Annotated in this window: 24 protein-coding genes and 2 tRNA genes; 8 read left to right on the top strand and 18 right to left on the bottom strand. The window is 62.3% G+C overall.

Annotated elements, in window-relative coordinates; translation table 11 throughout:
• Positions 1-145: 145 nt before the first annotated feature.
• The 3 genes from BWR02_RS12210 to BWR02_RS12200 all read right to left on the bottom strand — a co-directional run bounded on the left by BWR02_RS12210 (position 146) and on the right by BWR02_RS12200 (position 1,214).
• A tRNA-Cys gene (locus BWR02_RS12210) sits at positions 146-219 on the bottom strand.
• 53 nt (positions 220-272) lie between these two features.
• Positions 273-348, bottom strand: a tRNA-Gly gene (locus BWR02_RS12205).
• Between the two features lie 101 nt (positions 349-449).
• Positions 450-1,214 (bottom strand): HesA/MoeB/ThiF family protein, encoded by a 765-nt coding sequence (locus BWR02_RS12200; RefSeq protein ID WP_139558044.1) that lies wholly within the window; start codon positions 1,212-1,214, stop codon positions 450-452.
• Positions 1,215-1,579: 365 nt separating this feature from the next.
• Here BWR02_RS12200 and BWR02_RS12195 point away from each other — a divergent pair, with 365 nt between their 5' ends.
• On the top strand, positions 1,580-1,930 hold the full coding sequence (locus BWR02_RS12195) for a hypothetical protein (protein ID WP_139558043.1): 351 nt from the start codon (positions 1,580-1,582) through the stop codon (positions 1,928-1,930).
• 187 nt (positions 1,931-2,117) lie between these two features.
• Here BWR02_RS12195 and BWR02_RS12190 read toward each other — a convergent pair whose 3' ends face one another.
• Positions 2,118-2,972 (bottom strand): NAD(P)-dependent oxidoreductase, encoded by an 855-nt coding sequence (locus BWR02_RS12190; protein WP_139558042.1) that lies wholly within the window; start codon positions 2,970-2,972, stop codon positions 2,118-2,120.
• Complete coding sequence (gene speA / locus BWR02_RS12185; RefSeq protein ID WP_139558041.1) at positions 2,969-4,858, bottom strand: biosynthetic arginine decarboxylase; 1,890 nt, start codon at positions 4,856-4,858, stop codon at positions 2,969-2,971. The genes BWR02_RS12190 and speA overlap by 4 nt, the downstream gene beginning before the upstream one ends.
• Positions 4,859-4,926: 68 nt before the next feature.
• Here speA and speE point away from each other — a divergent pair, with 68 nt between their 5' ends.
• Together speE and BWR02_RS12175 are read left to right on the top strand one after the other, a co-directional pair.
• A complete protein-coding gene (gene speE / locus BWR02_RS12180; RefSeq protein ID WP_139558040.1) occupies positions 4,927-5,781 on the top strand; it encodes a polyamine aminopropyltransferase in 855 nt (284 codons plus the stop codon).
• Between the two features lie 183 nt (positions 5,782-5,964).
• The gene (locus BWR02_RS12175; protein WP_139558039.1) at positions 5,965-6,561 is read left to right on the top strand and encodes a MarR family winged helix-turn-helix transcriptional regulator; all 597 of its coding nucleotides are present in this window, start codon (positions 5,965-5,967) and stop codon (positions 6,559-6,561) included.
• 39 nt (positions 6,562-6,600) lie between these two features.
• On the opposite strand, the gene glnK is transcribed toward BWR02_RS12175, so the two are convergent.
• The 4 genes from glnK to BWR02_RS12155 form a co-directional block, all read right to left on the bottom strand.
• Complete coding sequence (glnK, locus tag BWR02_RS12170) at positions 6,601-6,939, bottom strand: P-II family nitrogen regulator (RefSeq protein WP_139558038.1); 339 nt, start codon at positions 6,937-6,939, stop codon at positions 6,601-6,603.
• Positions 6,940-6,975: 36 nt separating this feature from the next.
• Positions 6,976-8,919: an acetate--CoA ligase gene (gene acs, locus BWR02_RS12165; RefSeq protein ID WP_139558037.1), complete on the bottom strand. Its 1,944-nt coding sequence runs from the start codon at positions 8,917-8,919 to the stop codon at positions 6,976-6,978.
• 161 nt (positions 8,920-9,080) lie between these two features.
• A complete protein-coding gene (locus tag BWR02_RS21295; RefSeq protein WP_139558036.1) occupies positions 9,081-9,821 on the bottom strand; it encodes a DnaJ domain-containing protein in 741 nt (246 codons plus the stop codon).
• Entirely contained in the window at positions 9,818-10,522 is a 705-nt protein-coding gene (locus BWR02_RS12155; protein ID WP_139558035.1) for a VWA domain-containing protein, read from the bottom strand. Before BWR02_RS12155 ends, BWR02_RS21295 begins: the two co-directional genes overlap by 4 nt.
• Positions 10,523-11,020: 498 nt before the next feature.
• Here BWR02_RS12155 and BWR02_RS12150 point away from each other — a divergent pair, with 498 nt between their 5' ends.
• Positions 11,021-11,494, top strand: a complete 474-nt coding sequence (locus BWR02_RS12150) for a hypothetical protein (protein ID WP_236102200.1) — start codon at positions 11,021-11,023, stop codon at positions 11,492-11,494.
• A 170-nt stretch (positions 11,495-11,664) separates the two neighbouring features.
• Here BWR02_RS12150 and BWR02_RS12145 read toward each other — a convergent pair whose 3' ends face one another.
• Positions 11,665-14,151 carry an ABC transporter permease gene (locus BWR02_RS12145; protein ID WP_236102198.1) on the bottom strand — a complete coding sequence of 829 codons (2,487 nt, stop codon included), beginning with the start codon at positions 14,149-14,151 and terminating at the stop codon, positions 11,665-11,667.
• On the bottom strand, positions 14,148-14,873 hold the full coding sequence (locus BWR02_RS12140; RefSeq protein ID WP_201276248.1) for an ABC transporter ATP-binding protein: 726 nt from the start codon (positions 14,871-14,873) through the stop codon (positions 14,148-14,150). The genes BWR02_RS12145 and BWR02_RS12140 overlap by 4 nt, the downstream gene beginning before the upstream one ends.
• Here BWR02_RS12140 and BWR02_RS12135 point away from each other — a divergent pair.
• The 3 genes from BWR02_RS12135 (at position 14,872) to BWR02_RS12125 (ending at position 16,234) form a co-directional block, all read left to right on the top strand.
• On the top strand, positions 14,872-15,489 hold the full coding sequence (locus tag BWR02_RS12135; protein ID WP_139558033.1) for an arylesterase: 618 nt from the start codon (positions 14,872-14,874) through the stop codon (positions 15,487-15,489). The genes BWR02_RS12140 and BWR02_RS12135 overlap by 2 nt on opposite strands.
• Positions 15,490-15,558: 69 nt before the next feature.
• Positions 15,559-15,936, top strand: coding sequence for a HopJ type III effector protein (locus tag BWR02_RS12130; protein WP_139558032.1), 378 nt, complete (start codon positions 15,559-15,561; stop codon positions 15,934-15,936).
• A 58-nt stretch (positions 15,937-15,994) separates the two neighbouring features.
• A complete protein-coding gene (locus tag BWR02_RS12125; RefSeq protein WP_139558031.1) occupies positions 15,995-16,234 on the top strand; it encodes a CDGSH iron-sulfur domain-containing protein in 240 nt (79 codons plus the stop codon).
• A 125-nt stretch (positions 16,235-16,359) separates the two neighbouring features.
• On the opposite strand, the gene BWR02_RS12120 is transcribed toward BWR02_RS12125, so the two are convergent.
• The 7 genes from BWR02_RS12120 to BWR02_RS12090 all read right to left on the bottom strand — a co-directional run bounded on the left by BWR02_RS12120 (position 16,360) and on the right by BWR02_RS12090 (position 20,769).
• The gene (locus BWR02_RS12120) at positions 16,360-16,713 is read right to left on the bottom strand and encodes a hypothetical protein (protein WP_139558030.1); all 354 of its coding nucleotides are present in this window, start codon (positions 16,711-16,713) and stop codon (positions 16,360-16,362) included.
• A 225-nt stretch (positions 16,714-16,938) separates the two neighbouring features.
• A complete protein-coding gene (locus BWR02_RS12115; RefSeq protein ID WP_139558029.1) occupies positions 16,939-17,814 on the bottom strand; it encodes a carbon-nitrogen hydrolase family protein in 876 nt (291 codons plus the stop codon).
• The gene (locus tag BWR02_RS12110) at positions 17,814-18,422 is read right to left on the bottom strand and encodes a GNAT family N-acetyltransferase (RefSeq protein WP_139558028.1); all 609 of its coding nucleotides are present in this window, start codon (positions 18,420-18,422) and stop codon (positions 17,814-17,816) included. The genes BWR02_RS12115 and BWR02_RS12110 overlap by 1 nt, the downstream gene beginning before the upstream one ends.
• 2 nt (positions 18,423-18,424) lie before the next feature.
• Entirely contained in the window at positions 18,425-18,838 is a 414-nt protein-coding gene (locus BWR02_RS12105) for a ketosteroid isomerase-related protein (protein ID WP_139558027.1), read from the bottom strand.
• Between the two features lie 344 nt (positions 18,839-19,182).
• Positions 19,183-19,455, bottom strand: a complete 273-nt coding sequence (locus BWR02_RS12100; RefSeq protein WP_139558026.1) for a hypothetical protein — start codon at positions 19,453-19,455, stop codon at positions 19,183-19,185.
• Position 19,456: 1 nt separating this feature from the next.
• Positions 19,457-19,711, bottom strand: coding sequence for a hypothetical protein (locus BWR02_RS12095; RefSeq protein WP_139558025.1), 255 nt, complete (start codon positions 19,709-19,711; stop codon positions 19,457-19,459).
• Positions 19,712-20,022: 311 nt separating this feature from the next.
• Positions 20,023-20,769, bottom strand: coding sequence for an SDR family oxidoreductase (locus tag BWR02_RS12090; RefSeq protein WP_139558024.1), 747 nt, complete (start codon positions 20,767-20,769; stop codon positions 20,023-20,025).
• Between the two features lie 556 nt (positions 20,770-21,325).
• Here BWR02_RS12090 and BWR02_RS12085 point away from each other — a divergent pair.
• Positions 21,326-21,715, top strand: a complete 390-nt coding sequence (locus tag BWR02_RS12085) for a DUF6632 domain-containing protein (RefSeq protein ID WP_139558023.1) — start codon at positions 21,326-21,328, stop codon at positions 21,713-21,715.
• The last annotated feature ends 229 nt before the right edge of the window (positions 21,716-21,944 follow it).

Genomic DNA, 21,944 nt, shown 5'->3' with positions numbered 1-21,944 from the left:
GCGGCGAGGGGCGCATCAGCTAGACGGTTTAGCCCGTGTTTCGAGCCGGATTGTGCGTCGTGCCGAACAGCACTGCGACGCCGATCCGGTTCGACAGCGGCTGGAGTACAGTCGCAATGCGGCGGGGGCGTTCAGGCAGGGATAATGGAGGCTGAGGTCGGAATCGAACCGGCGTACACGGCTTTGCAGGCCGCTGCATGACCACTCTGCCACTCAGCCTTGGGTAAACCCGGAAGATGCGAGATATCGCTAAGCGGCCCGAGGGCCAGAACTGGAGCGGGAAACGAGACTCGAACTCGCGACCCCAACCTTGGCAAGGTTGTGCTCTACCAACTGAGCTATTCCCGCGTAGAGATCGCCATTATGGGTACTTTCTCGTGCCATGTCAACTATCCACCCGAGCATCAATCGCACGTGGTGCCCTGGGTCAGACCGCCCCGCACGCCGTGCTAGGTGTCCGCGACCGGTTGGCCGCATGTGGGACACCGAGGATGCCGGCGCAGTCGCAGCGTGTGCCACTCCATCGCCAAGGCGTCGAAAACCAACAGGCGTCCGGTGGACGGTTCGCCGAGATCGAGCAATAGCCTGATCGCCTCAAGTGCCTGGAAGCTTCCGATCAGACCCGGCAACGGTGCGATGACGCCACTGCGCACGCAGCTTTGGTCGAGGTCGGTCTGCGGTGTCTCCGGATACAGGCAGTGGTAGCAGGGCGCATCGGGCAATCGCGCATCGAAGACTGCAAGCTGGCCTTCGAAGCGGATCACGGCACCCGAGATCAAGGGCGTTCTGGCTGCGACACAGGCCGCATTGACGGCGAAGCGGGTGGCAAAGTTGTCGGAGCAGTCCAGAACCACATCCGCCTGGGCGGCCTCCACCGCGAGTTCGCCATCCCCGAGTCGACGCGGTATGCCGATGACCCGCGGATCGGGATTGAGCCGGTACAGCGTGTTGGCCGCCGATTCGACCTTGGCTTGGCCGATCTGGTCGGTGTGATGGAGGATCTGACGCTGCAGATTCGAGAGATCGACCCGGTCATCATCGGCCAGCACCAGCGTGCCGACGCCTGCTGCCGCGAGGTACATCGCAGCGGGTGAGCCGAGTCCGCCGGCTCCGACGATCAGGACCCGGCTCGCGAGCAACTTTTCCTGACCCTCGATATCGACTTCCGAAAGCATGATCTGGCGGCTATAGCGCAACAGTTGTTCGTCATGCATCGCCAACATCCTCACCACACGGCAATGCGCGACCGCTCCGAGCGGCTGTCGCTGGAGTGGGGCTCAGCCCGCCGGAGCGACCCGAAGGCCCCTTATGTGATTGATGGAACTCGGTTCGATCGGGAAGGTCTGTTGCTTTGAGTCTTTGCATGACCGCGTAGCTAGCAGCGAGCGCGGCGTTTGCAGGGTGTGGCGCTGTCGCCACACCCTTTTTTTTGTCTGGCTGCCTGGGCAGGGCGCAAAGCGGGCGGGCAGTTCGTGGCCGGGGCAAACAGGGCAGGATGCTCATCATCGTGTGTCTGGGTATACAATCCGTTACGCGTTTCGCAGTTAGAAAATAACAAACACTGGTTTCGGAGGGGAGCATGCAGGTGTTTTCAGTGCGGATCTTGTCGGCCGCGGCCTTGCTCGCCGGCGGTATGGTTTCTTCGCCGGGTTTCGCGTCGTCGGCAGATCTGGAGCAGGCCGTCAGCCTGTTGCGCGATACACGGGCCGATCGGTGTCAGCAGAGTTCGTTGCGCTCCAAATTGCTGGTGGCGCACCGTTCGCATGATGAAAAAACCGTCAACGAGTTTTACCCGCAACTCGAGGCGCTCAACGCCAAAATGAAACCAGCTGAGGACAAGCTGAAGGCGCTGCAGGCCGTCATCCGGTTGAATTCCGAGGAAAACAGTGCCTTCGAGACGGCGCAACTCGAGTACGGCAGCTGCGAATAGCGGCTGGTCAACCCGTCCCGGAGACGCGGCCCTCGTCTGACAAGCAGGGTCGCGGACGGTTCGAGCCGGCGGCCGGCCGAAGGCCGCTGAAATGCCGGGAGGTCTCGTCAGTGCAACGGTGCAGCGGGTCGGAAACTGCCGACGCCGAGCGGGCAGGCGCTGACCGCCCGGCCGTGGTCTTTGCAGTTCATGGCCGTTTCCGCCGATACAGGGCCGAGATATCCTCGTCTCCGAAGCCATCGGCCATCAACGCGGTATAGTCATCCAGCGTCGCAGCCGTCAACGGCAGGTCGATTTGCATGTTCGCTGCCATCGACAGGCAGATCGCGAGATCCTTGTGATGTAGCGCCAGTTTGAATCCGGGCGCGAAAGTGCCACGGGTCATCGTCGGTCCCCGTTTCTCCAGGAACCAGTTTCCGGCGGCTCCACCGGACACCACGTCGATCACGCGGTCCATGTCGAGGCCGAGTTTCTCGCCGAACGCCAGGGCCTCGGTCACGGCCTGATTGATACCTGCGCACATGACTTGATTCACGGCCTTCGCGGCCTGGCCTGCGCCGGTGTCGCCCATGAATACGATGCGTGTCGCCATCGCCGAGAGTGCCGGCTCAACTTTTGCCAGCGTTGCGGGGCTCCCGCCGATCATCATCGCGAGTCTGCCGCTGCGCGCGCCTTCGACGCCGCCGGTCACGGGTGCGTCGAGGAACTCCGCGCCGCCTTCGCCTAGCCGTTGCGCTGCTTTACGGGCGGTGTCCGGGCTCACGGTCGAGCAGTCCACGACGACCAGACCGGGCCTTGCTGCCGGCCGCAAGGCGTCGACGATACGGATGACGTCGGCGTCCGCCGATACGCAGATGATGACCACATCCACTGTTGCCGCGAGTTCGGCCGGGGAGGGTGCAGAGTCGATACCGAGCGCGGCGCTCAGCGCGGCGGCCCGCGCAGGCGTCCGGTTCCACACCGCGGCCAGTAACCCGGCCGCGGCCAGATTCCGTGCCATTGGCTCGCCCATGGCCCCGAGTCCGACAAAGCCGACCTTCACGAAGGCTCTTCCAGGTAGGAATAGCCGTTCAGGCCGGCGATCAGCTCGCTTTCGTAGAGCTTGCGCTCGGCCTGCGTGAGCTGTGCCTCGTTCAGCTTCTTGCGGTAGGCCCGTTCCAGTTCCTCGGGATCGATATGCACGTACCGCAGCAGGTCGTCGACACCGTCGCCGTGGACCGGTTGCACGAAGCGGTAGTGGCCGTCGTCTCCTACCTCGACATTTACGGAATGGGTGTCGCCGAAAAGGTTGTGCATGTCGCCCAGAATTTCCTGGTAGGCCCCGACCATGAAGATGCCGATGAGGTATGACTCGCCGGGCCGCATGCCATGGATGGGCATCGTCTTCTCGATACTCTGACAATCGATGTAGGCCCCGATTCGTCCGTCGGAATCGCAGGTCAGATCCTGAATCACCGCACGGCGGACCGGTTCTTCGTCCAGGCGCTGCAGCGGCATGACCGGGAAGATCTGATCGATGGCCCAGCCGTCGGGCATCGATTGAAACACCGAGAAATTGCAGAAAACCTTGTCGGCGAGCCTCTCGTTCAATTCATCCAGTGCCTCGCGATGCGCCCGCAACCGCACGTCGAAACGGCGTCGCAAACGATGAAAGACCGCGAAACTCAAGCGTTCGACCCGGGCCAGATGCGGCAAGTCGCTCTTGCCCTGCAGGAACATGTTGCGCGCTTCCTGCAGTTCGAATTCGACGTCGTGATAGATTCCGAGGGGTTGTTCCACGGCGCTGCGTTCCAGCAGGCTCTCGAGATCGTGGGTCCACGTCACGCCCCCGTCCATGGGCGGCGGCACTTCGTCCGACACCGATTCGATGTCGATGATGTTGGTGATCAGCACGGCATGATGCGCCGTCATCGCACGACCCGCCTCCGTGATCAGATGCGGCTCGGGCAACCGGTGCTCGGCACAGATCTCTGAGACGGCCCGGACGATGCTCTGCGCGTACTCCTGGATCGTGTAGTTGATGGAGCAGGAGCTGTTCGAATGCGTGCCGTCGTAGTCGACGCCCAGCCCGCCGCCAACGTCCATATAGCGGATTGGCGCACCCAGACGGCACAACTCGGCGAAGAAGCGGGTCGCTTCCCGCAATGCCGGCTTGATCTCGTTGATGTTCGCAACCTGCGAGCCCATGTGGAAATGCATCAGCTGCAGCCATGACAGGCCGCCGGCCGCCGCGAGCCGTTCGGTCAGTTTCAGGATATCGCCGGGATTGAGGCCGAATTTCGATTTCTCGCCCCCGCTGTTCTGCCATTTGCCGGCATTGACATTGTGCAGCCGGACGCGCAGTCCGAGCTGCGGCTCGATCCCGAGGGCTTTCGACTCACTGATGATCAGGTCGAGTTCCGAGAGCTTCTCCACGACGATGAACAGGTTCAGTCCGAGCCGTCGACCGATCAGCGCGAGGCGGACATAGGCCCGGTCCTTGTATCCATTGCAGATGACGGTATCGGAACCCGCCAGAGCCAGAATGGCGAGCAGCTCGGATTTGCTGCCGGCTTCGAGTCCGACCTTGGCCTCTCCGCTGCGGTACAGCGCATCGATGACACTGTGCTCCTGGTTGACCTTGATCGGATACACGGGCGTATAGGTGCCGGTGTAGTCGTGGTCGCGCCGGGCGCTTTCGAACGCGTCATGCAGCAGAGCGACACGATCCTTCAGGATATCCGTGAAACGGACCAGCAAGGGCAGAGAAAGGCCCTCCTGGCGCGCGGTCTGGGCGATATCGGTCAGGCTCAGCTTCCGGTGTTCATCGGCCCGGCGCGGGCGCACGATGACCTCGCCGCACTCGTCGATGTCGAAGTAACCGTCGCTCCAATGTTCGATCGCGTAGGTCTCGCGGGCGCGCCTGATGTTCCAGTCGGAGGATGTCATGCAGTATTCCTTGAAAGGCCGATGATTATGTGGAAAATCGCCGGTCTTGCCAAATTCAGGGTTTAGCGATGCGCGACGAAGAAAACTGGTTTACCGAAACCTATCCACAGCACGGCAGCGCGCTGTCATTGCGCATCAAGCGCAAGCTCCACGAGGAGATGACGGCGTTTCAGAAAATCGAGATCTTCGACACCGAATGCTTTGGGAAGTTGATGGTCATTGACGGGTGCACGATGGTCAGCACCCGCGAGAATTTCCTCTACCACGAAATGATGACGCATCCGGTGCTGTTCACGCATCCACAACCCGAAACGGTCTGGATCATTGGCGGCGGCGATTGCGGAAGCCTGCGTGAAGTCCTGAGACATCCCGGTGTCAAAAAGGCCACGCAGATCGAGATCGACGAGCGGGTGACCCGCTTGGCGGAAATCCACTTTCCCGAGTTGTGCACGGCCAACACGGATCCCCGCGCCGAGTTGCTGTTCATCGACGGCATCCGATGGGTCAAGGAGGCCGCGCCGGCCAGTGTGGACGTCATCATCGTCGACAGCACCGATCCGGTCGGTCCGGCGGAGGGGTTGTTCAACGAAGCGTTCTATCGTGATTGCCTTAAATGTCTGCGTCCGGGCGGAATTCTCGCTCAGCAAAGCGAGTCTCCGCTGTTGCACCTGGATCTGATCCGTTCGATGTATCGTGTCATGGGCGCCGCCGGCTTAACGCATCGCCAGACCCTGTTCTTCCCGCAATTCATCTACCCCTCCGGGTGGTGGAGCGGCACGATGGCCAGTGCCACCCCCTTTGAGCCCTTCCGGGAGCAGGCGGCGCTCGCCAAGCCATTCGCAACCGAGTACTACAGCGCTGCGATGCACCGCGCCGCACTCACCGCGCCGCCGTTCTTCGAGCGCGCCGTCAGCGACCTCTGAGTAACTAGTTGATTGCGGCTCGGTTTTCGCCGTGCCGCAGTCCTGGCAGGACGGGCGACGCCGTCTCCTGTGCGCCCTCTCGCATACCCATCATTCGCGTGAGTCCGGTCATCGGTTGCCGCCGCGATGACGATTCGCTTCTTTGCTTGTCAAAGACTTAGCGATCCGCTACGATTTGATGTCATGAAAGAAACAATCGCAAATCACGCTTACGATTACCTGGAACGTATCGGAAATCTCGTCCGGATGGGCGCCCGCCGGGTTCCTCCGGTGAACGGCATCCAACCCGTTCAGCTCGAAGCGCTCCATTACCTCAGCAGTTGCAACCGCTACTCGAATACGCCGCTGGCCGTCGCGGAGTATCTTGGTCTAACCAAAGGCACCGTGTCGCAGACCTTGAGCGTGCTTGAAGCTAACGGGCTGATCGAGAAAATCCCGGATGGCAAGGATCGACGCGTCGTCAGGCTGGTGCTGACGCCCACCGGGGAGGCCCTGTTGGCCGAGGCGATCCCGCCGCGCGTCCTGGCTTTGGCGATGGGCGAACTGACGGAACAGGCCTCTCAGGAGATCGTGGCGGCCTTGCAGGGCCTGTTGCAGGCGATGCAGAAGGCCAATCAGTTGAAATCCTTTGGTGTCTGCGGCACTTGCCGCCACCATCGGCTGGAGGCGGACGGGAGCCGATGGTGTGGGTTGACGCTCGAGGCCTTGCAGCCGTCCGACGCCGAGAAGATCTGCCGTGAACACACTGCGCCGGACGAGGCGCTGGACGCCCCGCCTTAGTCCCTGAGCTGACGGGCAGCCAGGGACTCTGCCCGGATGTCAGAGTGCGTGGTCGCCCGTTTCCCCGGTCCGGATGCGGATGACCTGCTCCAGCGACGTGATGAAGATCTTGCCGTCGCCGATCTTGCCGGTGTTCGCCGCCTTTACGATCGCTTCGACGACCCGCTGGCACTGGTCGTCGGAGACCGCCACCTCGAGTTTGACCTTCGGCAGAAAATCGACGACATATTCAGCGCCGCGATAAAGCTCGGTATGCCCTTTCTGACGGCCGAAACCCTTCACTTCGGTGACGGTAAGACCGCTGACACCGATGTCGGAGAGGGCTTCCCGAACGTCATCGAGCTTGAAGGGCTTGATCACGGCGCTAACAAGTTTCATGGCAAACTCCGTCTGTAATGAGTATTGGCGAGTTGTCTACCCGGACATTTTAACCCGGTTTTGAATGATGTCCTCGACCACCGAAGGATCGGAGAGCGTCGAGGTATCGCCGAGTTCGTCGAACTGGCTGCCGGCCACCTTGCGCAGGATTCGGCGCATGATCTTGCCGGATCGCGTTTTCGGTAGCGCCGGCGCGAACTGGATGTAATCCGGGCTCGCGATGGCGCCGATCTCGTTGCGGACGAGGTCGATCAGTTCCCGCCGTAGCTTCTCGCTCGGCGCGACATCGGCCACGGGCGTCACGAAGGCGTAGATCCCCTGGCCTTTGACATTGTGGGGGTAGCCGACAACGGCGGCTTCCGCGACGTCATCATGCAGCACCAGGGCGCTTTCAATCTCCGCTGTCCCCATCCGGTGGCCTGAGACGTTCAGCACGTCATCGATACGTCCGGTGATCCAGTAGTCGCCGTCGCTGTCGCGTCGGGCTCCATCTCCGGTGAAGTAGTAGCCGGGATAGGCTGAGAAGTAGGTCTCGATGAACCGCTTGTGGTCGCGGAAAACCGTGCGCGCCTGACCGGGCCACGAAGCAGCGATTACCAGCGAGCCTTCGCCGGGACCCTCGACCACGGTGCCGCGCGGGTCGAGCAGCGCCGGTACGATGCCGAAGAAGGGTCGGGTCGCCGACCCGGGTTTCAAGGCATTGGCGCCGGGTAGGGGTGTGATCAGGATGCCGCCGGTTTCGGTCTGCCACCACGTGTCGACGATCGGACAGCGGGCGTCGCCGACCACATGGTAATACCACTCCCACGCTTCGGGATTGATCGGCTCACCCACCGATCCAAGCAGGCGCAGGCTGTCACGTCGGGTCGCAGTAACCCATTCGTCACCCAGTCCCATCAGGGAACGGACGACGGTCGGCGCCGTGTAGAAAATGGTGACCCGGTGTTTGTCGATGATCCGCCAGAGCCGGGACGGATCCGGGTAGGTGGGAACCCCTTCGAACATCAGCGTGGTCGCGCCATTGGCCAGCGGCCCGTAGACGAGATAGGAGTGCCCCGTGACCCAGCCGACGTCGGCCGTGCACCAATAGACATCGCCATCGCGATGGTCGAACACATAGCGGTGCGTCATCGCGGCAAACAACAGATACCCGCCAGTCGTGTGTAACACGCCTTTCGGTTTGCCCGTCGACCCTGAGGTATACAGGATGAACAGGGGATCCTCGGCGTCCATTTCCGTGGGCTCGCAGTCCTTGGACTCCGCGGCCATAGCCTCGTCGTAGGCCACGTCCCGGGACGGTAACCAGTTGACCGCAGCGCCGGTGTTGCGGACCACGAACACGGATCGGACGCTTGGGCAGGCCTCTAGCGCGCGGTCGACATTCTGCTTCAAGCCGATGACTTTGCCGCCGCGGCGACCCTCGTCGGCACAGATCACGAACGCACATTCGGCATCCTGAATCCTGTCCTTCAGCGCTTCGGCCGAGAAGCCGGCGAAGACGATGGAGTGGATAGCGCCGATGCGCGCGCAGGCCAGCATCGCGATGGCCGCTTCCGGAATCATCGGCAGATAGATACAGATCCGGTCGCCCTTGGTGGCACCGTGGCGCTTCAACGCGTTGGCCAACCGGCAGACTGCCTGATGCAACTCCCGGTAGCTCAGGCGGCGAACGGTTTCGCCATCGTCGCTTTCCCACAGAATGGCGGTCTGCTCGGCGCGCAACGGCAGATGACGGTCGACGCAGTTCTCGCAGGCATTGAGACGCCCGCCCGCGAACCAACGGACGGTCCCGCTGCGGAAATCGCAGTCGGATACCGTCTCCCAGCGTCGCGTCCAGTCGAGAAAATGGGTTGCCTGCTCGCCCCAGAAGGCGTCAGGGTCGCGTACGGACTGTTCGTATAGCCTGTGATAGCGCGCGTCGTCGATCAGCGCGTTCTCGGCCCATGAGGACGGAACATCGTATACCTTTGGAATCGTCATTGCCCTGAGGTCCGGAAGCGGATCGCATCTGCCGAAATGGCCCTGAATCGTATTCGATAATCCGCGCCGAAGCCAGCCGTGCGCCGAGCGGCAAAACCCCGGCGGCGGCGTCATGCCAGGCTTTCGTCCGGATGTGAGTCGGTCGCGCGGCCGAAGGGCGCTCAGCCTCCGAGCAGCGTGTCTTTGGCCCGGTTGATCTGGGATGCCAGATAGTCTGAACCGCCGCGGTCGGGGTGAACGCGCTGCATCAGCTTCCGGTGGGCCTGGATGATTGCCTCGCGCGTGGCTCCGGTCGCCAGCCCCAGTATTTCGTAGGCCTCATCCCGGCTCATGCGTGCCGAATGAGTCCCCGCTCCGGAGTCGGAAGCGTTCGCCTTCGCCTGCCACCCGGGACCGTGTAGGCGCTCCAGATAGGCTTCGATCAGAGCGACCGAATCGGGATCCACGCCGCTGCATTCGTGCCGTAGACGAGCAAGTTCCGCGAGCGACAGGGACCCGAGATCGCGCCCGGCGAACGCGCCCTGCAGCACGCGCCCGCTGATTTCGCCGGTGGTCTGGCGGAGCTCCATGCGGAGGTAGCGGGTTTCGGTCGTCGTGATGTCGCCATGCCCTCCGGGCGGCACCGTCGCCGTGGCACGCTGGCGCCAGAGCCGGTGGAACACCGGCAGCAACTGCACCAGGAGCGGTGCTAGGCGGAACATGGCCGCTACCAAAGCACCCGCCAGGGCAACGACGACGGCGAGGCGCCCGGTGGCCGCCAGGTAGATCAGAATCCCCACGGCCAACCAGACGACGAGACGCTTGCCCGCCTGGCGCAGCACGGTCGCTCCCGTCGCTGCCAGGCCTCGCAGTGAGAGGACTAGGATCAGGACGAGCGTCAGCAGAACAATAAGTTGAATCACCGGCTTTGCAACTGGCGAGTCAATTGCAGCACGCTATCGCCGCGCTGGCGCCCGTAATCTTCCAGGGCCTGCAGTCCGCCGCTGACATAGGCCGCGACCGCTCCGAGGAGGTCCCGCAGGCGATCTGCACTGTGGGCGTCGAAGTGTGCATAGGCGCCACCGGTAATGCCTGCAATCTGCCGGAAGGCGCGCTCCGCCGTTGGGTCGCGGCCTTCCTGAAACAGAAAACCGCGTACGCCGAGTAGCGCGAGCAGCCCGGCCTGATGGCAGAGTTCGTCCACCGGCTCCTCGACGCTATCGCCGACGAAAAGAAATGCTCTGACAGGCCGGGTTTTGCGCTCCCGCGCAACGTGGGCGAGCAGGCGGGCAATCTGGGTGTAACCGCCAACACAGCCGACGCCCGCCATGGCACGGCGCAGTTCCGCGGTATCGGCTGTCCAGGCGCTGGCATCGAAATCATCCAGACCACGGTAGTAGCACAACTGAATCTCGATGCCACCGAGCCCCGAGGCGACGTCGAACATCTCCCCCTGAATCTTTTGTGCCGACCGCCAGGTTGGCTCACGGCTCGCCGTCGCATCGAGGGCAAAGATCAGGTGCTGTCGTTCCGGGGCCGACTTGACCACCGGAACGCCCGACAGGCGGTCAAGAAACGATGTCACATCGCCGGCCCGCCGCGTCGAGGGGATTTTGCTGGTCATCGGTGAATTCTCCGGGCCATGTGCTGAGCCCGTCAACTTGGGAAGCGTGCTGGTGAATGTAGGGCCAGTCGTCCAGGCAATCAAGTTTGCCGGGGCAAGTTCCGGACACATGCCGTCCGTTCCGGGCATGAAGCGATGGCGTGCGACGAGTCATGGACTCGGAAATTTCTACACCTCAGGGCGTATCGGCTGAACCAATAGCGGGGAGCGGTGACAAAGGAATTGGGGCAACGGATGACTGCGCTCGTGTCTCCGGCGAATGTCGAAAGGGGGTACAGCGGGCCATACTGCCGTGGTGGTGTGCAAACGGATGCGTGGTGATTAATGCGGAAGGCACTCACGGCGCGCGGAAAATTCCGGCATCAGCCCCAGCGTTTACGAACCCAGCAAGAAGTTTGCAAGGCTTGCACAACGTGATAACGTGCGCCTACCCTCGCGGGTCGGGGTTTTGCATCCCATCTGGATAAAACAGGTATAAGTCAGAGGAGGTCAACGATAATGGCAGACGACACAACGAAGGCGGTCGCTGAAGAGGCCGCGAAGGCAGCTGGGGAAGAGGTCGCAAAGGCGGGAGATGCAGCCAAGAATCTTCTGGGCAGCTTCCAGTCGAATCCGAAAATCTTGTATGTTGTCGTGGGTGCAGCAGCCGTGATTGGTTTGGTGCTTGCGCTCAGCGGTGGCGGGAGCGAAGGCCAGGTCGCCAAGGCCTCCGTAGCCATCGGCCAGGCCGTGGTGCTGAAGAACCCCAACGGCGGAGACACTCAGATCAATGCCTTGCCGCAGCTCACCAGCGTCGCGATGACGGAAGAAGACGACAAGCAGATCGTCTGTCATGTGTCGCCGGGCACCGCGGGTGTCGTCGAGGCTGAGCAAGGCGTCGGCATGCTGAAGTTTGTGAAGGTCAAAGTCACGGAAGGCCCCTGCCAGGGCAACGGCGGTTGGGTCGCCGACATCAATATTCAACCCAAGTAGCTCGCTGCTGCAGCACGCGCGAACAGTTGCGGCACTATTCGCGTTCGCCGCTCAGTTCGGCGTGATAGAAAATCTCTAGGTGCGCTTCGAAACTCCCGCCGGGACTACCGGCGGGAGCAGGGCGGGGGACCTCACCCGCCCAGCCTTTCAACTTCCCTGCAAGACCCGCGTCACAACTCCCTGAACACCGTGATCGGGCTTTTGCGCAGATAGCGGCGCGCGTTCCAGTAGCCCGCGGTGCCGATCGCAACAGCGGCGATCAGCGGCGTGCCGAGCCAGAACAACGGATGCACGTGCGGATCGAGGTTGAAGCCCCGTTCGAACACGACCCAGGCAACCAGATCGGCACTCAAGGCCGCCAACAGGCCGGCGATCAGGCCGAGCGCACCGAACTCCAGCCACAGACTCCGGCGCAGCACGCTTTGTCGTGCGCCTAACGCCCGGCACACGGCGTCCAGATACAGGCGGGCATCCAGTGATGCACGGACGGCTGCGAACAACACGATGAACCCGGCCGCGAGCGCAAACAGCAGCAGATACTCCACCGCACCCCCGACCTGCCGGATGATCATCTGGAACTGCTGCAGCAGCCGGTCCACTTCGAGCAGACTGATGTTCGGGAATGCTTTGGTCAACTGCAGCAGGAAACCCTTGTTGTCAGAGGGTACGTAAAAACTGGTCAGGTAGGTGTGGGGATGGCGCTCCAGGCTGCCCGGCGACAGGATCATGAAGAAGTTCGGCATCATCGTATCCCAGCGAACGCGCCGGAAACTTGTCACCGTGGCGTCCATTTCGCTGCCGGCAATATTGAAGCTCAAGCGGTCTCCCAGGCGCAGCTTCAGATTTCCTGCCAGCCGCTCCTCGACCGACACCTGCGGCGTTCGGTCTTCGCTCCACCAATGCCCGTCGGTAATCAGGTTCTCGTCGGGTACCGTCGCCGACCAGGTAAGGCTGAGGTCGCGGTTGAGCGCCGCGTCGGCGGTGCCGTCGCTGGTCCCGCGCTTCCGCACGTCGACACCATTGACGGCGGTCAGCCGGCCGCGAACGATGGGGTAGAAGGCACTGGCCCGGATGCCGCCCGATTTCAGCACCTCAGCCATGCCCGGAACATCGCTCTCAAACACGTTCAACGCGAAATGATTCGGCGCATCCCGCGGCAGTTGCCGTTGCCACTCGGCGAGCAGTTCGGTGCGAACCAGCACCGTCAGCAACATGGCAATCAGCGTCACTCCGAATACCAGCACCTGAGAGATTGCCAGGGCCCGGTTGTGGGAGAGATTCCGCGCCGCAAACCGCCAGGCGATGCCGAGCCGGCTTCCCGGCAGGTCGACGATGCTGAGCAAGGCCCAGGCAATACCCGCGAGCAGGGCGATCACGAGTAGCGCGCCGCCCAGGATAAGGGCCGTCAGTTCGAGATCTTCGGTGCGCTGCCACAACAGGAGTCCGAGCGCACCCAGGGCGAGTCCGTAGACGGTCCAGACACTGCTCGGCGCGGGCTCGAGGTCGCGCCGCAGTACGCGCAGCGGCGCGCAGCGGCCGAGGCGGAGCAGCGGTGGCAGGGCAAAACCCATCAGTACCAGCAGACCGGTTGCGATGCCCGCCCCGATCACCGTACCGCTGGCGGGGACCAGCGCCTGCGGTAGCATATCCTTTAGCAGGTAGACCGCGCCCTCCTGGAACAGCCAGGCCAGGCCGCATCCCAACAGGCTGGCCATGCTACCGATCGCCAGGAACTGCAGGGCATAAAGCGTGGTGACCTCCGTGGCCGAAAGTCCGAAACACTTGAGCATGGCCGTGAGGTCATAGTGCCGCTCGGTATAACGGCGCACGCTCATCGCGATCGCACAGCCGGCGATCAGAATCACCGCCAGTGTGGTCAGGCCCAGATAGCGCTGGGCCCGTTTCAGCGCATTCCCGACTTCCGGGCGATCCTCATGCACATCCAGGATGCGCTGGCCCGGGTGCAACTGAGGTTCCAGCCAGCGTTTGAAGCTCAGTATCGCTTCCTCCGGGCCACTGTATAGGGCGTAGTGGTGGACATGGCTGCCAGGCTGGATGACCCGCGTGGCCGCCAGGTCGTAAAGATGCATCAGCACGCGCGGCGCCAGGCTGTACAAGTCGCCCCGCGGGTCGGGCTCGCGCGTCAGGATACGATCGATGGTCAGGCGTTTGTCGCCGACCTCGATCTCGTCGCCGATGCCGAGGCCGAGTGTGGTCAAGACGCGTTGGTCGACCCAAACCTGTCCGGGTCGCGGGACGTCCGCCGTGTCGATCTCCTCCGCAGGCCCCCGGGTCGTCGTGCGCAGGCGTCCGCGCAGCGGATAGCCGGGGCTGGCGGCCTTGATTCCTGCCAGCAGAATCTGGTCGTTGGCCATTAGTACGCTGGGGAATTCCACCGTCTCGGCCTTTGCCAGACCCTTGACCGATGCCTCGGCGGCCCATGCATCAGGCGTCGGGTCGTGCCCCGTGACGACCAGATCAGCCGCGATGAACTCGGCAGCCTGCAGGGTCATGGTGCGATTCAGACGGTCGCTGAGCAGATTGACGGTGGTGCTGCTCGCGACGGCGATCACGATGGCGGCGACGAGGATGGTCAACTCGCCCGACCGCAGTTCGCGTCCGGCCAGCCGAAACGCTGCCATCCAGCGTGTCATCATCGTACGGCTCCGGTGGCGTCCGACATGATCTGCCCGCCATCGAGCCGGATGATCCGGTCGCAGCGTCCGGCCAGTGCCTCATCGTGCGTTACCAGGATCAGCGTCGTGCGATGCTCGCTGTTCAGGCGAAAGAGCAGATCGATGATGCTCTGGCCAGTACGGCGGTCCAGATTCCCGGTGGGTTCATCGGCAAACAGGATCTTGGGGTTCGTCACGAAAGCGCGGGCCAGCGCCACGCGCTGCTGTTCTCCACCGGAGAGCTGTCGCGGGTAGTGACGTAGACGGTGTTCGAGTCCGACGCGGCCCAGCATTGCTTGAGCTTCCTCGCGCGCCGATCTCCGCCCGGCGAGTTCCAGGGGCAGCATGGCATTTTCGATCGCGGTGAGGCTCGGAATCAGCTGAAAGGACTGAAAGACGAAGCCAATCAACCGTCGGCGGACGTCGGCCCGACCGTCCTCGGACAACTCCGTCAAGGATGCGCCGTCGAGAACGATGCGGCCGGAAGACGGCAGGTCGAGACCGGCCAACAAGCCGAGCAGCGTCGACTTGCCCGAGCCCGAGGCACCGACGATGGCGACGCTTTCCCCTGATTTGATTGCAAGATCGACTGCTGTCAAGATAGTCAGGACGCCCTCGGCGGTGTCCACATACTTGTTCAAGCTGAAGACTTCGATCAGGTTCGGTTCACCCGAAAGCTGGCCGGCACCCAATCCTATTTCCATGTTCAATAAACTCGCTTTCATTCTCGCCTGTCTGTTTTCCGGGGCGTTGTCAGCGCAGACTGTGCTCGTGTTGGGCGACAGTCTAAGCGCCGGATATGGACTGTCCAGCGTAGACCAGGGCTGGGTCTTTTTGTTGCAGCAGCGGCTGGCAGTCGTCAACGGTGACCGCGTCGTCAACGCCAGTATCTCCGGCGACACGACGAGCGGCGGGCGGGCACGACTGCCGGGCCTGCTGGCCGAGCACAAGCCTGGATTGGTGCTCGTCGAACTGGGAGCCAATGACGGGCTGCGTGGGTTGTCCCCAGCCCAGATGAAGACTAACTTGAACGAAATCATCGGGCAATCGCGCGCTGCCGGTGCCGCTGTCGTGCTGATCGGCATGCGGTTGCCGCCGAATTACGGGCGGCGTTACGCCGAGGCCTTCGAAGGTGTGTTTCCCGTGCTGGCAAAGGAGAGCGGAGTGCCGCTGGTGCCGTTCATGCTGGACGGCGTTGGCGGGCAGACGCAGTACATGCAGGCCGATGGCTTGCACCCGAATGAGGCGGCACAGCCCGTGATTTTCGACAACGTCTGGCGCGCGGTACAGCCGCTCGTGGGTGGGCAGGGGAAGCGATGAAAGCAGCGGAAAAACCTATTGCTTGGTCCCGCCAGTGGCTCTTTGTTATCAATGCGGAGTGTGTGACTGATGACCCCCGATGAACTGGTCCGTCGTGTCAGGGCCGGAATGCCCGTCACGTTCAATGAGGTCATGGCCGTCATCAACGATCATTACGTCTATCGGCCCTGCCGCTTCACGAACGGGCTAGGGGACGACCCGATCGTCAACGAGGCCGGCACGAATGAGGGATCGTGCAAGATCTTCTATCTTGGGCGGTTGCTCGGTCTGGACCAGCAGGAGACCCTGGCGCTGTTCGGAGACTTTTACCGTCGGGATGTCCTGAACGCGCCCGAAGGAATGAATCACGCGAATATCCGTCGCTTCATGTGCGATGGTTGGGCCGGTGTCTCGCATGAAGGCATCGCACTGGCCGCGAAGGCATCGGCCGAGCAACCGCCCCGCTGACCTTGGCTGCCATGCGGCGGGCCGTATTTTCCACGTCGAAGAACGAAGGAGACCGAGTATGACCGATCAACCGACCGTACCTCAGACCAGTCCCTATGCCATCGATGTCGAGCCCGGAACCTACTGGTGGTGTGCTTGCGGGCGTTCGGCGCGGCAGCCCTTTTGCGATGGTTCCCACAAGGGCACGAGTTTCGCGCCCGTGCGGCTCGACGTTGCGGAGCCCAAGAAGGTCTGGTTCTGCGGCTGCAAGGCAACCCTCAAGGCGCCGTTGTGCGACGGATCGCACAGCCGCCTGTAGCGATGATTCGGCCGTTGCGAGAAGGGCAGAGTGCGATGCCGGCAGCAGGAGCTTTCCGGGGCCGGCGACGCCACAGGTAGAGAGGGTTCCGGACCACCCGCGGGTGGGATGGCCCGGCCGCAGGATCAGGCTGGCGCTGCGGAAACGTCGGCGGGTGGGGAGGACATCTCCGCCTGTTGGCCGCGCGCATCGAAGTCTTTGCGCGCTGCTGCAGCGCCATCATGCACGCCTTCTCCCATCGCGTTGTTCGACGGGATGAGGCTGCCGACGAACAGCGTGCCGTAGACGACACCGTAGGTCACGTAATAGAAACCCGAGTAAATCGTCTTCCGAGCCACCTTGCCGGCTGCCTGTGTCGCATTCGAAGCCGCGGTGCGGGCATCCGCAGCGCTTTCGGTAATCACGCGAACGAGGCCCTTGGGCGTTTCCACGACTTCTTCCACGACGACTTCTTCGGTTTTGGTGCGTTTTGCTACCATCAATCGATCTCCAACTTGAGCGTTCAACAACCGCCCGGTGCGTCAACGCGCCGGGTCGGACGAAGGGCCCTAAGTATTCAGGGACTTTGCGCGATCGATGTTACACATAAAGCGGGCAGTCATGTCACCTCGTCATGTGCATTTAGCTACCCTGTGCGACAATATGCCGCACCTGAGACTTAAGGCTTAAAACTCAGAGGCTTGACGGTAGCAGCCCGCCGCCGATCAGGACGGAAGGAACTGCTTGGGCCAGTCGCGGTAATTGAACACCTGACCGGTGTCGCGAATCCGGCCGATCGACTCCAGGTCGATGTCCGCATAAACCCATTCGGGCCGGTTGCGATTGCCGATTACGAGAATACCGCTGTCGGGATAGCCGTAGTCGACCGGCGTGTAGACCGCTGCCGCGCCGATGTTGGAGTCCACCGCTTCCGACCAGGGTGCCGCCCCGACCGTGGGCGACTGGACCACGTAGCACTGGTTTTCCAGCGCCCGCGCTTGGCAGCCGATGCGCACGCGGAAATAGCCGGCGACCGTGTCGGTGCAACTCGGCACCAGAATCAGGTTGGCGCCCATTTCCACCTGGCGGCGCGCGATGATCGGGAACTCGCTGTCGTAGCAGACGTTGATGCCGACACGCCCGAAGTCGGTGTCGAACACGCGGATCTCCTCACCGGCGCCGATGAACCACTGTTCGTTCTCGAACCGGGTCATCATCAGTTTGTCCTGGTGATCGCACCCGCCCTGCGGTTTGAATAAATGACAGCGGTTGCGGTAGGAGCCGTCGGACTGCTGGACCGGGAATGTGCCGGCCACGATCCAGACCTGATGCTTGCGCGCCAGTTCGGAAAACAGGGTCGAGAAATCCGTCAGCAGGCCCTGCAACGCTTCCAGTTGCCGCGACAGGGAACTGTAAACTTCCTCCGGAAACAGGGAGGCGAGCTCCATGCTGAAGTATTCGGGGAATACCAGCAGCTTGGCGCGCTCGGCCACCGCAGTTGCAACCCACTGCTCGACTTTCGCGCGGTAGGTATCCCAGTTCCGCAGGAAGCCGATGTCATACTGCGCAGCCGCAATCCGGATGGACGTGTTTGCCGCCATCAGGCGTTTCCGCCGATTGCCTTCAGCCAGAAAACCATCGGCTTGTCGGTCTCTTCGGACTCGCCGACATCCTTCCACGCATAACTCGTCTGCAGTTCCGGATGCCGCACGTAACCGAATTTGGTCCAGATCGGGTCAAGCGGCGCGTAATCCGCCGGACGCAGTGGGTGGTCCGCCGGACGCACGACACAGCAGAAAGAGCAGTAATCGAACCGTCCGAGCTTTCGGGCCTGGCCTTCGCGCCCGGTGAAGAACTGCTTGTAGATGCCGCGGCCCCGATAGGCTCGTTGCAACACCGACTCGCCACAGTAGAAAATCCGCGCCGGATCGTAGCCATGCTGGACGAAGGGCTGCTTGAATTCCTCGGTCTCGTGTTCCATCGGCAGACCGGTCGACGCGCCGATCACGCGTCCTTCATCGATGGCCAGCACGAGGATGCTGTCCGGCGACTCGACGTAGGTTTGCAGATAGCGCTCCTCGTATTCCAGGGTGCCGTCGTACAGATACGGGAATTCGCGGAATACCTCGATGCGCAGGCGCGCCATGTCGCCCAGATAGGGCTCGATGTCGCGGCCCGACAGGTGCTTGATCTCGATGCCGCCGCTCATGATCAGCTGCGCTCGACCTGAGCGATCCAGTCCTGCAGGTTGTAGTAGTTCGTGATCCGCGCGACCTTCCCGTCGCGGATGTCGAAAAATGCGCCGGCCGGCAGACGGTAGGTCTGGCCGTTCGCCGGCGGCAGGCCTTCGTCGGTGCTCAGGTACTCACCCAGCACGACGAATTCCGCCGCGGCCCGCGTGCCGTCCTCGGATGCCATGATGACCATGTCGACCAGTTGTTCCTTGTAGTGCGCGTTCATCTTGCCCATGAAGGTGCGGAACGCGTCCTTGCCGATCTCGCGGCCGCCCTGGTTGACGTCGTGGATCACGTCGTCGGTCAGCAGGCTCAGGAAAGTGTCCATGTCGCCGGCGTTGAAGGCGTCATAGTAGGACTGGATCAGGGACAAGGCCTTTTTGTTGCTCATCAGTGTCATGCTCCGTACGGAAGAAGTGGCTGGCGCTGAAGGCCGCGGGGCAGGGAGCGCGGGCAGCGCGAGAATCTGGCGCCGGCGCGCGTGAAACACGCCGATTTAGCCGCGGAAGGATACTGGAACGGCCCGGAACTGTCGACCCGACCGGCCGGGTCCAGCGGGCGAAAAAAGGCCTCTCACCGGTATTCAGCGTTGTCCGCAATGGGGTCGGTTGCGGCGTCCCGGTGGCTCGGGCTGGTCTGTGCTGCAGGCGACTTATGTCGATCGGGAATCGCGGCGGTTCACTCCGCTCGTCTTTACCTGCCGCGTTGCCGCGCGGGAGCCCGAAGGACAACGGCCTAGCCGATGGGCTTGAGACGATAGCCGCGGTCGCCCATGCACTTCCGATAGCGGCTGTCGACGACATCCCGGCAGATCGCGGCACCTACGCCGCACAGCAGGGTGCGCGCCAACGGGTTGATATGGCTCTCCCTGTCGCATTCCATGACGTCGCGTGTCTCCGATGACAGATCCCGTGCCGCAGGTGCAGCGGTGATCTGATAGGCTGTCTGGGCGCAGGCAGCCAGGCCGAGACCCATAGAGGCGCGAAGCACGAGCAGTTTGGCGTCCATATCAGTCGCGCTCCGTCACGGCATAGCCCAAGGTATTCATGCACTCCTGGTATCCCGCCTTGCGCAGGCTGTAAAGAATGGCACTGCCCACCCCGAGCAGCCACGGGCCGTGAACCTGATTCTTGCGCGAGCATTGCGCCGTATCCAGCGCCTGTTGATCCGCCGTGGTGCCGGCCGGTGCCTCGGTGATATCGAACCGCGGCGTCCCGCACCCGGTCAGCGTGATGAGGAGCAGCAAGACAAGCGCTCGATACATGTCCATTCCTGATGAGAGCCGAGGCGCGTAGTTTCGTGAACAGGTCTCGCGAGCGCACCGCTTTACAACCTTGGCGTCCGCCTCGGGTAATGTCTATGCGGGCCGCCTGAGCCAATCGACGGGGTGCCATTCTACACCCCGGACGGGGCCCCGCGTGGCGCACCGCTCTGACTGCCTTGGTCGCGCGCGCCTGCATCGATCGCGAGGAATAGGGCTGGGGCCTCTCACTGTGTCACTGGATCACGATGCCGGGTTCCGAGGATCACCGGAAGCGCATGGCTTTAACCTGATCGGTTCGGACCAGTTCCGGGTCAGAACTCCTGTATGGTCGGGCGCAACACGATTTCGTTGATATCGACATCAGCCGGTTGTTCGATGGCATAGGCAATGGCCCGCGCGACCGAATCGGCGGGAATCTCGTTCGCGTCGTAGAAGCTTCCGACGAACCGGGCGGTCTCGGGATCGGTCGTGCCGTGCTGCAACTCGGACGCCACGGCACCCGGTGAGATCAGCGTCACGCGCAGGTTCGGCCCGGCTTCGGCACGCAGTCCTTCGGAGATCGCGCGCACCGCGAACTTGGTGGCGCTATACACGGTGCCGACCGGGGCGAACACCTTCAGTCCCGCGACCGACGCGACATTGATGATGTGTCCGGAACCCTTGGCGCGCATGTGGGGCAGGGCGGCGGCGATTCCATACAGCACACCCTTGATGTTGACGTCGATCATGCGATCCCACTGGTCGACCTGCACCTTGTCCAGCGGAGCGAGGGCCATCAAACCCGCGTTGTTGATCCAGACATCGACCTGGCCGAAACGGTCGACAGCCTCGGCGAGCACCCGCTCTGAGTCCTCGCGTTGGGAAACGTCCATGCGGACGGGTAGGGCGCGGCCGCCCGATGCTTCGATCTCTGCGGCCAGACGTTCCAGACGGTCGGTTCTGCGCGCGGCCAGCACGACAGCGGCGCCGAGCGCCGCCAGATGGCGTGCCGTTGCCTCTCCGAGTCCGCTGCTGGCGCCGGTGATGACGACGGTCTTGTCGGCTAAAGGGAGGGTCATTCGGATTCTCCGGTAAGTTCGGAATGGATCTGGGGTGATAAGGCGCCGCCTCCGGGGTCATGCCTCGTTGCCAACATGGGGCGGTCCTTTCACCGCGCCCGGTAAGGCGTCATTGTCTCCGAACGGCCCGCAGCACAGAAGTCTTGCATGCAGGGAAACACCTGATGATCCGGAAATGCGAGTGCTGCCCCTCATTCCTCGGGCCTTCCTTCGGTCACCTGCAGTGGATTATCCGCGTTGGACCGTCCTTTTCCGATCGAACCGAAGGCAAGGGTACCGAACGGCTTCGTCGAATATCGGGCAGCCTCAAATCGGCCCTGAATATGCCGGGTATCCCGACCGTAGGGTCACCCGCCTACAATCCGAAGCCTGTCTCTTTGCGTGTGACGACAGGGATGACCCGTAATGCCTCCGTAGCGGTACGGATTGAAAGATCGGTTGAATCCGAGGACTTTATGCTCAAGCCGTGAATCCTATAGCGAGTCGGCATGCTGGCGACCGTCTCGATGTCATTCGATTCGCGATCGACGACCTGATTCGCAAAAGGAAAAATGCCGTGGACGAAGTCAAGAGACTGAAATATCTCAAGATCGCACTGATCGTGATTGGTTTAATGTTTATCGTTGGCCTCCCGGCAATGATGATGTTCGTGTGGCCCTCCGGTTGGGGCTGGACGCCACCCCAACCGGAGTACGAACATATGATTCTCGGGGTTTATGCTACCCTGGGCGTATTCCTGATCCTGGCAGCAAAGGATCCGTTAGCGAATTCAAGCCTAATCTGGTTTACGATTTGGTCGAGTGTCGTCCATGGCGTTATCATGTTGATTCACGCGATCCTGGACGAAACCGATCGGGTAAACCTGCTAGGAGACGTGCCGGCTCTGCTGCTGTTTGCCTTGGTTCTATGGCGCCTAATGCGTGAACCGGGTACGGCATATGGATGATAGCCGCTTCTCCGTTTGGCAAAATCGGAAAATGAAGTCCGGCTTTTTGTCAAAGAGATCGGAATAGGGTACGTGTCGCCGGATTGGTCCGTTAGAAAGGGATTTATAGGGAACCTCTGAACAATTCCGAGTTGACGCGCAAGGACGCATCCCGCGGAGAATCAGGCGTCGAAAATGGACTTTAGTGACGCAAATTCCGCGTTTGAGAGGGCGATTTCCGCCCGGATTC

The organism is Methylotetracoccus oryzae, from assembly GCF_006175985.1.
Taxonomy (GTDB): domain Bacteria; phylum Pseudomonadota; class Gammaproteobacteria; order Methylococcales; family Methylococcaceae; genus Methylotetracoccus; species Methylotetracoccus oryzae.
This window is presented reverse-complemented; position numbering and strand designations above follow the sequence as displayed.